General features: G+C 36.4%; 7 protein-coding genes. All 7 read left to right on the forward strand.

All coding sequences use genetic code 11. The features are described from left to right. Nucleotides 1–18 precede the first annotated feature (18 nt). The 7 genes from EL260_RS06315 to prmA all read left to right on the forward strand — a co-directional run bounded on the left by EL260_RS06315 (nucleotide 19) and on the right by prmA (nucleotide 12,679). Nucleotides 19–3,114, forward strand: a complete 3,096-nt coding sequence (locus EL260_RS06315; protein WP_123859356.1) for a TonB-dependent receptor — start codon at nucleotides 19–21, stop codon at nucleotides 3,112–3,114. 172 nt (nucleotides 3,115–3,286) lie between these two features. Then, complete coding sequence (locus tag EL260_RS06320) at nucleotides 3,287–4,033, forward strand: glycerophosphodiester phosphodiesterase family protein (RefSeq protein ID WP_123859358.1); 747 nt, start codon at nucleotides 3,287–3,289, stop codon at nucleotides 4,031–4,033. A gap of 338 nt (nucleotides 4,034–4,371) precedes the next feature. Next, on the forward strand, nucleotides 4,372–7,347 hold the full coding sequence (locus tag EL260_RS06325) for a SusC/RagA family TonB-linked outer membrane protein (protein WP_123859359.1): 2,976 nt from the start codon (nucleotides 4,372–4,374) through the stop codon (nucleotides 7,345–7,347). Nucleotides 7,348–7,358: 11 nt separating this feature from the next. Then, complete coding sequence (locus EL260_RS06330; RefSeq protein WP_123859361.1) at nucleotides 7,359–8,810, forward strand: SusD/RagB family nutrient-binding outer membrane lipoprotein; 1,452 nt, start codon at nucleotides 7,359–7,361, stop codon at nucleotides 8,808–8,810. 48 nt (nucleotides 8,811–8,858) lie between these two features. Next, nucleotides 8,859–10,424, forward strand: a complete 1,566-nt coding sequence (locus EL260_RS06335) for a calcineurin-like phosphoesterase C-terminal domain-containing protein (RefSeq protein ID WP_123860665.1) — start codon at nucleotides 8,859–8,861, stop codon at nucleotides 10,422–10,424. Nucleotides 10,425–10,812: 388 nt separating this feature from the next. Then, nucleotides 10,813–11,526, forward strand: a complete 714-nt coding sequence (locus tag EL260_RS06340; protein WP_123859363.1) for a 3-ketoacyl-ACP reductase — start codon at nucleotides 10,813–10,815, stop codon at nucleotides 11,524–11,526. 325 nt (nucleotides 11,527–11,851) lie between these two features. Then, entirely contained in the window at nucleotides 11,852–12,679 is an 828-nt protein-coding gene (gene prmA, locus EL260_RS06345; RefSeq protein ID WP_123859365.1) for a 50S ribosomal protein L11 methyltransferase, read from the forward strand. Nucleotides 12,680–12,684 lie beyond the last annotated feature (5 nt).

A 12,684-nucleotide genomic window follows, 5' to 3' on the forward strand; every position in this document is an offset into this window, starting at 1 on the left:
CACATCTAATTTGAAGACATGAGAAAAGTAAAGATTGTACTGGGGTTATTGTTTTTAGGACTTGGAACTATAGCGTATGCACAGACTACGCAGGCATCCATCGTAGGAAAAGTGACCGGGCCGGGAAGTGCGGCTCAGGAAAAAGTGAAAGTAACCATCGTTAATGAATCCACAGGGTTCAGGACGGAAACGGAAACGAACTCAAAAGGAGAGTATATCTTTAAAGAAATTCCTTTGGGAGGGCCTTATACGGTGATCGTAAATGATGATAAAAGAGAAGGTTACAATGTCAACTTCGGAGATCAGGTAACGGTGAACATGGATTTGGGTAATGAAAAACATATTGAAGAAGTAAAGATTACCGGAAACCTGAAAAACAAAATCGGAAACCTGGGAGCTGCTACAGCTATTTCTGCGAAGAACATCGGTATCTTGCCAGTAAACGGACGAAACTTTACCAATCTTACAGAGTTATCTCCTTTAAGTGGAAAAGGAGGGAACCTTTCCGGCCAGTTGGGATCTTCTACCAACTTTACCATTGATGGAATGACGGCTAAAAACCCAACTTCTGCAGGATCTACTACCAGCCGAAGTGGTGCCCCTTTCTCTATCTCCATTGAAGCTGTACGTGAATTTAAAATTACCACCAACCAATATGATGTGACCTTGGGGAGAAGTGGTGGTGGAACGGTAAGTGCCGTTACCAAATCCGGTACGAATAAATTTTCCGGAAGTGCCTGGGAATACCTAAGAACTAACTGGCTTTCTAGTCCCTATGACATCAGAGGAAATAAAAGACAGAATGATTTTTCTACTTCTCAGTTCGGATTCTCTTTAGGGGGACCGATTATCAAAAATAAACTTCACTTCTTTGCAGCATGGGATCACCAGCTGGATTCAAGACCTTTGATTATTGCAGATATCAGGTCTAAAGATGATGAAAAGAGATTCAATACCACAACAGAAACGCTTAATAAATTTTTAGACATTGCAAGGGCTAAATATGGAGTGGGAAATACTCCACAGTTCGGAAGCTTTGACAAAGTAAGAAACTCTGATGCTGCGTTTCTACGTTTAGACTGGCAGATTAATGAGAAGCATTTGTTGACTTTAAGAAACAATTTTACTTACGATCTGAATAAAAATGGACTTGGTGATAATACCAGTATCAACTTCTTTGAATCTTATGGGAATGATAAAAACCTTGACAACAGTTTATTATTGACTTTAAGATCAAATTTAAAGCCTAATTTAACTAATGAATTAAAGGCTCAGTATTTATATACTTTCCAGGATAGTTATCAGAATGATGAATTAGGAAGACCTGTACCAAGAGCGATTGTTGAAGGAGTAGCATCAAGTGCAGGATCTACGAATATCCAGATCGGTGGACATCGTTTTGCCCAGGAAAGCTTCAGAAATAATGTGTTTCAGATTGTAGATAACTTATACTACAATACAGATAAAGTAAAATATACTTTCGGTGCTGATTTAATGTATACCACTTCAAAATCTGTTTACGGAAGTGAGGTCAACGGAAGATTCCATTTTAAGGATGATCCGGATAAAAAAATAAGCAGTCTTGATAATTTTGATAATCTTAAACCTTACAGATTTTATAGGGAAGTCCCTTTAATGGATGATCCGTCAGTAAGGTCTAATATCTGGAATATCGGTGTTTACGGACAATTCCAGACTAAAATTGCAAAAGGTTTAGATTTGATGGCTGGTTTGAGATTGGATTATGGAGGGTATCCAAAAGCAGAACTCAATCAAAAATTGCTTGATGAAATGGGAATCAGAACGGATAATAAGATCAAATCTTTCGTCATTCAGCCAAGATTTCAGTTTGAATGGAATATCAACGAGCAGAATAAAGACTTCTTAAAATTCGGAGCAGGGGTATTCTCTTCAGATATCAACAATTATATGATTATCAATAATCTGGTATTTGACGGAAAACATCTGGCTACAGTAGATATAGATCCTGCAACGGCTGGACTGACACCGGATTTTAACAGTTATAGAAATAATTACGCCTCTGTTCCTACGCTTGCTAAGGATCAGGTTCCAACCATCAACTATACCGGGAAAGATGCTAAAATCCCAATTGTTTACAAAGCGAACATCTCTTATACCCACTTCTTTAATGATAGATTCAGAGCAGGATTGGCAGCCTATATGGCTTTGGGTAGAAATAACTACTATTACTACGACAGAAACATGGTAGCTAATCCATTCTTTACATTGGATAATGAAGGAGGAAGAGGAGTGTATGTTCCTACCTCTGCAATAGACGGCGCAAAAATTGACTGGAAAAAAGGAAGAATCAACAATAATTTCGGTAGAGTATTGGAGCTGGTGAGTGATGGTAAAGTCAATCAGTTTTCATTTGTAGTAGATACCAGTTACCGTTATTGGAAAGATGGGGAAATTACAGCAAGTTATACCTGGTCTGATATTAAAGACAATACATCATACAACGGAAACGTAGCGAATTCTGCAACACTATCTACAATGGTTCAGGGAGATCCTAGAGATTTGAGAATGACATATTCAGATAACCAGTTCCGTAATAAAGTGGTTATTTATGGTAACTCACCTACTGTTGCAGGATTTACACTAGGAATCAGGTATTCAGGAATTGGAGGAACACGTTTCTCCATGACAGCAGGAGGAAATATTAATGGAGATTTTGTAGATAGCAATGATCTTGCTTATATCTTCCCCAATATTGCCCAATCTATTATTGATGATCCTAATGTAGGAAAAGCATTGAAAGATTATGTGAGTGAATACAATGGTAAAATTGCAGAACGTAACGGCGGTAAGAACGGATTCTATGGAGTTTGGGATCTGCGTATAGCCAAGAAAATAAAATTTGATAAAATTGGTGCATTTGAACTTTCTGTAGACATTTTCAATGTTGCCAACCTGCTTAATAAAGAATGGGGTGTCAATGAATCCTATGGAAATACCTCTATGTACAAAATTAAAAGCTTTGATCCGGTTACCAAAAGATTTGAATATACAAAAAATGTGAGTGGTAACGGATTAGCACCTTTGTCAGGAAATCCATATCAGATTCAGATTGGAGCGAAGTATAGTTTTTAAGAAATTATAAAATAATAGTTGGTTGCCACAAAAGACAGGATTTTTAAGAAAGGTATTCTAAAAATACAAGATTAAGACCTTTCTTTTGTGGTTTTATATTTCTTAATAAGTCCTATAATAATTACCTTTATCAAAAGTTTCAGGACTTTGTTTTAATTATCTAAATTATATTATGAAAAATTTTATCTTAGGGTTAGCAGTTTTAAGTACAGTTTTAATGAAAGCACAAACCCAGATCATTGCCCATAGAGGATATTTCCAGGCTCAGCCTCCTACAACGGAAAATTCTATTCAATCCTTAGAGAATGCTCAGAAATTAAAAGTTTACGGTTCCGAATTTGACGTGAGAATGACAAAAGACGGAGTATTGGTCATCAATCATGATGAGCATCACGGTAAAATGGAAATCTCTGAAACATCATTCAAAGAATTAGAAGCTTTAAAATTATCAAACGGGGAGAAGTTTCCAACTTTAAAGGATTATTTAAAGCAAGGGAAAAAAGATACTTCCGTAAAACTGATTGTAGAGATCAAACCGGCTAAAACGCCTGAGATTGAAAATGAGATCACACAAAAGACAATCAAGATGATTAGGGATATGAAGCTGGAATCTCAAAGTGAATTTATTTCTTTCAGCCTGAATATCTGTAAAGAGATCAAAAAACTGGCACCATCATTTAAAGTTCAGTATCTGAATGGAGAATTGTCACCGGAGCAGATCAAAAAAGAAGGTCTTGACGGGATGGATTATCACTACAGTGTTTTCCAGAAAAATCCAACATGGATTGCTGAAGCAAAAACGTTAGGATTGATTACCAATTCATGGACAGTAAACGATATTGCTGTATATGATGAATTGAAAAAGCAGGGAATCGGTTTTGTAACAACAAACATTCCTGAGCAGCTGAAAAATAAATAACAGTAAGCAAAATAACAACCCATAATTTTCTAAAGTCTGTCCTTTCAAGGGCAGGCTTTTGTTGTATAAAAGTTCCTATTTGTAAGGATCATAAAATCAATGTATTCAATTGTTTGATCTTATATTATCTCAGAGCAAGACAATAAAGATACACAAATAAGCGGAAGTTGAAAATAGTGTTAAAAATTCTTAATTTATTAAGTGGTTGCTAATTAGGGTTTTGCCTAATGTTGTTAAGGAATACTTAATATATTATTCAATGAACATTTAATAAACGTTAAAATGTTGTTAAAATCATACTCATAATGTCGTTTTAATTTTGCGCAAACAAAAAGGAAATGCGTAAAGAGACACAAAAGTTGTTGGTTTTGTCGCTGTTAGGATTATTCAGCGCCAATCTGACCGCTCAGCAAAAAGCTAAAAAAGACACTATTAAAGGACTTGACGAAGTAGTGGTGACCGCTTTGGGAATTAAAAGGCATGATAAGTCTTTAGGATATTCTACCCAGACAGTTACCTCAGAAGAAATTCTAAGAACCCAAAATAATAACTGGGCACAGGCCTTAGAAGGGAAAGTAGCAGGATTAAAAATTCAGACTGCCGGAGCAGGACCTTTGGGTACAAGTCGTATCACCCTTCGTGGAGATATTTCTATGAGTATGGGGAATAATGATGCTTTAATTGTGGTGGACGGCGTTCCTTTGAGTGGAAAAAAAACAGGAACCGGTACAGCTGCTTATGGAGCGGGTTCAGGAGGAGATCTACCTATTGATTACGGAGACAGTTTTAATAGCATTAATCCTGATGATATTGAATCTATCTCTATCCTTAAAGGACCTACAGCATCAGCTTTATATGGTTCAAGAGGTTCAAGAGGAGCTATTATGATTACTACCAAATCCGGAAAAAGTAAAAAAGGAAAAGTTCAGGTGGCCTTTAATTCTTATTCAAGCTATGATTCTGTGCTGAAATGGCCGGATTATCAATATGAATATGGACAAGGAACCCAACAGAAAGATAAAAACGGAAATTATTATTACTCATATGGAGCTTCAGCAGATGGAGTAAATACAGGCTCAACAAGTAGTGCCTTCGGACCGAAGTTTGCCGGTCAGTACTACTTTCAGTATGATCCAACTGTAGAAGGACAAAGTCTGGAAAGACAGCTTTGGAGACCTTATAAAAATAACATTAAGGACTTCTGGCAGGTAGGGTCTAATTATTCAAACAGTTTATCCGTAGAACATTCCAATGAAACTACGGCATTCAGAACATCACTTAGCTATCTGAAAAATGAATGGATGATGCCTAATACAGGCCTGGACAGATTCAACGCGGCTTTATCCTTAGATCATAAACTAAGCAGCAGATTAAAAATAGGAACTAAAGTGAACTTTAGTCAGACGAAAAGTGATAATCTTCCTGCAACGGGATATAACAACCAGTCGATCTCTTATTTCATGATTTTCCAGAATCCAAACGTAGATCTTGCCTGGTACAGACCTATCTGGAAGAAAGGACAGGATCAGGTAGATCAGATTCACCCTTTCAGTTCTTATATTGATAATCCTTACCTGATTGCTTATGAAAATCTAAATGGAACCAATAAAAAAACAATTACCGGAAATATTAATATCAGTTACCAGCTGGCAAAAAACCTTGATGTAGCCTATAAAACAGGTTTGGAGTGGAATAATGAAATTCGTACCCAAAGAAGACCATGGAGTTCTGCTAATTATGCGAAAGGATATTATAGAGAACAGTACATCCGATACATGGATCTGAATAATGATGTTTTATTCACCTATAAAAATAAATTCGGAAATATTGGGGTAACAGCTTCAGCCGGAGGAAATATCAGGTATCACGAATATACCATGAATGATTACCGGGGAAATGGACTTAATAAAGCCGGGCTTTATCAGCTTTCTAATGCCACCCAAGTAGAATATAAGCTTCCAAAACCTAATGATAATCAGGTAAACAGTGTATATGCATTGGCGAACTTCAGTTATAAAGACATGATCTTCCTTGATGTGACTGCGAGAAATGATTGGAGTAGCACCCTTCCGGCCCATAACAGGTCTTATTTTTATCCGTCTGTATCATCTTCCTTCATATTGTCAGATATCTTTAAATTAAAATCAGACAATTTGAATTTCTGGAAGTTAAGATTATCATGGTCTAAAGTAGGGAATGATACGTATACCTACATGCTTGATAAATATTATGAAAATAGTGGATTTGTAGGGTCTGTAGAATCTCCGTTACTGTATCCAAACCCGAATCTTAAGCCGGAAATGATTACCAATATTGAAGGAGGTATGGATTTTACTCTTTTGAAAAACAGGTTAACGTTCAACTTTACGGCCTATCAGAATAACTCCAAAGATCAGTCGATTATTATTCCGATGTTGTTTGAAACAGGATACAACAAGAGAATTATCAACGCCGGTGAACTTAGAAACAGAGGGATTGAAATGACCTTGAATGCTTATCCTATTAAGAATAAAAACTTCTCATGGAATGTAAGTGCCAACTGGTCTATGAACAGAAACAAAATTCTTTCTCTTCCTGAAGAGTATCAGGGAAAGCCTTATACGATGGGAAGTATAGGTGGAGTAGTGTTCTATGATGCGGTAGTAGGTGGTTCGCTGGGAGACATGTATGGTGCAGGATTGTTGTATTCTCCGGATGGACAGGTAATTTATGATGCGAAAGATGGCTTAACAGCGAAGTCTACAGAAATGAAAAAAATAGGAAATGCTTATCCGAAATGGAGAGCAGGTCTTCAGAATGAATTCAGATACAAAAATATTACGGTAAGTTTCTCATTTGACGGTCAGTACAAAGGGATTGCTTATTCTCACTCCCATCACAAGATGTCTGAACAAGGGAAACTTACTCATACCCTTGTGGGAAGAGATAATCCCGGAGGTTTAATGGTTGGACAGGGAGTTGTTCAGAATCCTGACGGAAGTTTTTCTCCTAATACGAAAGGAGTTCCTGTTGCTACCTATTATGGAGATTACTACAGAAGAGCAAACGTGGAAACCAATTCATTTGATACTTCATTCCTTAAGTTGAGAGATGCAAGAATCTCTTACTCTTTCCCGAAATCAATTGTTGAACCTTTAAAGCTTACAGATATTACCCTTGCTGTATTCGGAAGAAACCTTTGGATGTGGACCAAGTTCCCATTATTTGATCCGGAAGCAGCTACGTTGGATGATTCTACAATTACCCCGGGAGTTGAGATGGGGCAGTTACCTCAGGCAAGAACTATTGGTTTCCAGTTAAATGTTAAATTTTAAAATCAAAAAAAATGAAAAAATTAATCTATATATGTTCATTTCTTGCTCTTGTGGGCAGTACTGTTTCATGTGACAGAAGTCTTGATGAGATCAATAAAGATACCAGTAGAATCAATGTGCCTGTTGCCAGTGCTTTGCTGGTTCCTATCCAATATAATATGGCTACGGTAGGGTACAACAGAGCTAACGATTTTACCTTTGATCTTATGCAGGTTTCTCTGGATTTTCCAAACGAAGGGAATTCATTAAGCCGCTATTATTTGACAGAAAGAACCGGAAATGGCTTCTGGGACAATTCTTACAGATGGCTGAAACAGGTGGACGATCTTAAAAAAGCAGCAATTTCTGAAGGCGATAAAAATTATCAGGCTATTTCAATGGTATTGAATGCATGGATTTACTCCAATCTTACCGATACTTATGGAGATGTTCCATTTTCTGAAGCCTCCCAACTGGATGACAAGATTATGTATCCGAAATTTGACAGGCAAAAAGATATTTATATCAAATTATTAGATGATTTGAAAGCTGCCAACTCTCTTTTTATCAATAATAAAACATTGACCGGAGGAGACTTGTTCTTTAAAGCAGATTCAGATGTTAATGGAATTATCAACTGGAAAAAATTCTGTAATTCTCTTTCTTTGAGATTACTGACCAGAATATTAAGTAAAGATGGAGAAGTAAATGTTAGAGAAAGAATTCAGGAGATTATCAACAATCCTACAACATATCCTATTTTTCAGAATAATGCAGATGGGGTAAAAGTAGATATAACGGGAGTTTTCCCATTGATGCCTCCTATTGCAAGACCTCAGGACTTTACAACGGGTAGAGCCGCTTCAGAATTCTTTGTAGAAACATTGAAAGCAAATAATGATCCGCGTTTAGCCCTATTTTTCTCTCAGGCAAAAGACCCGAAAACGAATGCCAATTTAGGGTATTTGGGAGCCCCTTCAGGATATGCATTTGGAACCGTATTTAGTTACCAGCCATCCAATCTTAACCAAAACCTAGCGAAAGCGCCCTTGAAACTCTTAGTTTATCCGTATGCAGAGCTTCAGTTTACCTTAGCAGAATTAGCATTCAAAGGAGTGATCCAAGGGAATGCAAAAACCTATTATGAAAACGGAGTAAAAGCTGCTATTGAACAATGGGGAGCTGTAGTTCCGGCCAATTACTTTGATAATCCGGTGGTAGCATTTGGAACCGGAGATATGAAGAAAATTATGCTTCAGAAATATGTCGCTTTATTCTTTGTAGATCAGCAGCAATGGTTTGAAAAAAGGAGAACAGGTTTCCCAGAGCTTCCTAATAACGGAGGTCTTTTAAATGGTGGAAATCTTCCTCAGCGATTAATGTATCCTACGAATACAAGAGTCTTGAACAAAGATAACTACCAGGCTGCAGTTCAGCAGATGGGAGGCGATGATATCAATGTAAAAGTTTGGTGGAGTAAATAAGTATAACCAATAAAAAAATAAAAAATGAGTATCAATATAAAACTTTTAATGCCATGCATGCTGGTATCAGCAATGGCTTTTTCCCAGTCTTCTGTTTCAGGATATGTATATGAAGACAGTAACAAGAACCAAAAGAAAGAAAACCGCGAAAAAGGAATTGAAGGGGTAGCAGTTTCCAATGGTATTCAGGTGGTATTAACCGATAGAAATGGACGTTACAGTCTGCCAGTTCAGGAAGATCAGACAATTTTTGTTATCAAACCATCAGGATATCAAACTGCTTTAAACAGCAATAATCTGCCACAGTTCTATTACCATCACAAACCCAAAGGTTCTCCGGCAGATTTTAAATATAAAGGTGTTGCTCCAACAGGTGAACTTCCTAAAGAATTGAATTTCCCACTTTACAAACAGAATGAAAACAAAAACTTTGATATTCTGGTTTTTGGAGATCCACAGCCTTATACAGAAAAAGAATTGGATTATTTTAAAAGAGGAATCGTAAACGAGGTGAAAAATACCAAAAAGAATGCGGTATTGGGAATCAGTTTAGGAGATTTGGTAGGAGATAATCTAAGCCTGCAGAAACCTTATGCTGATGTAATGAAGGAAGTAGGATTGCCTTGGTATAATGTAATGGGAAATCATGACATGAACTATGATGCTAAAGAAGATCAATTTTCAGATGAAACTTTTGAATCCAATTTTGGCCCTGCCAATTACTCATTCAACTACGGAAATGTACACTTCATTATTTTAGATGATATTCTGTATCCTGATCCAAGAGACGGAAAAGGATATTGGGGTGGCTTCCGTGAAGATCAGCTTCAGTTCATCGAAAACGATTTAAAATTGGTTGATAAAAATAAATTGATCGTAGTGTCTTTCCATATTCCGCTGGAGCATAATAACGAAGATAGTTTCAGAAATGCAGACCGCCAGAAATTATTTGATTTCCTGAATCCTTTCCAGAATGTATTGCTTTTGTCAGCTCATACTCATATTCAGCAACAAATTTTCTACGGAAAAAAAGCAGGTTGGACCGGGATCAAAGAACTGCATGAGTATAACGTAGGAACCACTTGCGGAGACTGGTATTCCGGAACGGCTGATGAAGCTGGGCTTCCTACTTCAACCATGAGAGACGGAACAGCAAAAGGCTATTCATTTATCAGTTTCACTGATAATCAATACAAAGTAAAATATAAGACCGCCGGAAAACCGGATGATTATCAGATCAAATTGTATGTTCCGAAAGTAATTCCGTTCCCATCAAAAACTTCTGCAAAAGTGTTGGCTAACTTTTTCATGGGAAGCAAAAAAGACAAAGTGGAATACAGAATAGACAATGGCAAATGGGAAGAAATGGAATATGATGAAACTATAGATCCAAATTTTGCTCTTTCCGTTTTTAAATGGGATACTACAGAGAAAATTCTACAGGGAAGAAGACCTTCCAATCCTGAAATGTCAAAACATATCTGGGAAGCAGATTTTCCTAAAAAACTAGCCTTAGGAAAACATAAAGTTGAGGTTAGAGCCGTAGACATGTATGGAAATCAATTCTCAGCTTCAGAAGAATTTGAAGTACAGAATGCCATCCAGATTCCTTAAGCTTTTCATTTTTTACTATACTTTTTTTAGATTTATAAACCGGTTCTCTATGAACCGGTTTTGTTTTTGGTTCAGATTGAAGAGTTTAAACCACAAAAGTTCCAAAAGATTATCTTACTGTTTTAGAAGAGTAAAGATTTGTGCAATTTTGGATAAAAGTTCACATAAGATAAAATCTATGATTTTATAAAACTTAAGTGTTCTTATCAGCAGTATGCATAATAACTTCTATTTTGCTTAAGTGTTTTAAACTTTTGGGCCTTTTGTGATTTTAATAAATCTAAGTTTTCAATATTCCTGCAAACCATTAAAAAACTATTAAATCTCTTTTCTTTCCATTCCATAAAAATGTTCTTTCGTAACTTTGTCTTACGAAAAGTATTACACTATGAATATAAATGGAAAAAATGCCATCGTAACAGGTGGTGGAAGAGGATTAGGAAAAGCTGTAGCACTGGCTTTGGCGAATGAAGGAGTGAACGTTGCCATTACAGGAAGAAATGAAGAAAATCTTAAAAATACAGTTGACGAAATCCAAAAACTAGGAGTAAATTCTGCATATGCAATATTCTCTATTGATGATGAAGCAGCGGTAAAAGCGGGAATTGAAACTTTAGCTGAAAAATTAGGCGGAGTAGATATCCTTGTGAACAACGCGGGAATCGGAGATTTCGGAACTATTGAAGAGATGCCGTCTGAAACTTGGGAGCAGGTGATTAAAACTAATTTATTTGGAGTGTATTATGCTGCTAAAGCAGTTCATCCATTTATGAAAGCTAAAGGAGAAGGAGATATCGTAAATGTTGCTTCTACTGCAGGATTAAAAGGAGGACCAAATATGTCTGCCTATGCCGCTTCAAAAGCAGCTGTCGTTTCTTTATCTCAATCAATGATGGCAGAATGGAGAAAACAAAACATCCGTGTAATCACATTGACGCCAAGTACGATTGCTTCTGACATGAGTATCCAAGGCGGACTTACAGACGGAAATCCTGACAAAGTATTACAGCCTGAAGATTTCGCAGAATGGGTAAGAGATATCCTGAAAATGAACAGAAGAGCGTTAATTGCTAATGGTTCTATTTTCTCTACCAATCCATAAGAAGTAAAGTTTAAAATTCAGGAGGTTAAAGTTGTCATAAAACAATTCTATCCAATTTTAAATTATACACAATGAAATTCAATAGAAGCGGACTTTAGTCCGCTTTCTTTATAATGTCAAAATCCAATGGCTTTAGCCAAAACCTAAATAAAAATATACACCTTTTTATCAGCATCATCAGTACAATCTGCAAGAGATAAAAAATCAAGAGAAGAAAGCCTTATTCCAATAAACGGAACCCAAAATCTTTCAGCTTTATCCAAAACTTACCCTTTCCATTTTTTTAACCGTAATAACATTAGTATTTTTGCAGCAAATTATTCACATGCAAAATTATTTAGAATTCAATTTCAAGATTTCTCCATTGCAACCTTGGAACGAGATATTAATGGCAGAGCTTATTGAAATAGGTTTTGACAGCTTTACAGAAGAAATTCACGGAATTTTAGGATATATCCAGACCGATTTATTTAATGAAGATCAGCTTAAAGCACTTCCGATCTTTGAAAATGAAAATGTAAAAATCGAGTACTCTTTTGAAGAAATGCCGAACATCAACTGGAATGAGGAGTGGGAAAAGAATTTTTCACCCATCAATATTGATGATAAAGTATTAATCAGAGCAGAATTCCATGAGTCTGTACCGGGAATGCACGAGATCATTATTCAGCCTAAAATGTCATTCGGAACAGGGCATCATCCTACTACCCACCTGATGATCCAGCAAATGATGGATATTGATTTCAATGGAAAGAAAGTGTTGGATATGGGATGTGGAACTTCTGTATTGGCTATTTACGCTAAACAACAAGGAGCCGGAGATACAAAAGCCATCGATATTGATGAATGGTCTGTAGAAAATTCAAAAGAAAATGCAACAAGAAATAACGTTGAATTGGAAATTGAGCAGGGAACAGCAGATAATCTAGGAAACCAAAATTTCGACATCATTTTAGCCAACATCAACAGAAATATTTTGATTTCAGATATTCCAACGTATGTGTCTGTATTGAATGAAGGTGGAAAATTATTGCTTTCAGGACTTTGTTTCTTTGATGTAGATGATATTCTTGAAGTGTGCAAAGAAAGTGGTCTTACCTTGAAAAAACAGCTACAGAGAGAAGAATGGGTAAGCTTATTGCTTGAAAAATAAAAAAA

Source organism: Chryseobacterium nakagawai (genome assembly GCF_900637665.1).
GTDB classification, from domain to species: domain Bacteria; phylum Bacteroidota; class Bacteroidia; order Flavobacteriales; family Weeksellaceae; genus Chryseobacterium; species Chryseobacterium nakagawai.

Bases quoted from the DNA above. Each gene is read 5' to 3' on its own strand.
- EL260_RS06330 (WP_123859361.1), top strand. From the start codon at position 7,359: ATGAAAAAATTAATCTATATATGTTCATTTCTTGCTCTTGTGGGCAGT.
- EL260_RS06315 (WP_123859356.1), top strand. From the start codon at position 19: ATGAGAAAAGTAAAGATTGTACTGGGGTTATTGTTTTTAGGACTTGGA.
- EL260_RS06335 (WP_123860665.1), top strand. From the start codon at position 8,859: ATGCCATGCATGCTGGTATCAGCAATGGCTTTTTCCCAGTCTTCTGTT.
- prmA (WP_123859365.1), top strand. From the start codon at position 11,852: ATGCAAAATTATTTAGAATTCAATTTCAAGATTTCTCCATTGCAACCT.
- EL260_RS06325 (WP_123859359.1), top strand. From the start codon at position 4,372: ATGCGTAAAGAGACACAAAAGTTGTTGGTTTTGTCGCTGTTAGGATTA.
- EL260_RS06320 (WP_123859358.1), top strand. From the start codon at position 3,287: ATGAAAAATTTTATCTTAGGGTTAGCAGTTTTAAGTACAGTTTTAATG.
- EL260_RS06340 (WP_123859363.1), top strand. From the start codon at position 10,813: ATGAATATAAATGGAAAAAATGCCATCGTAACAGGTGGTGGAAGAGGA.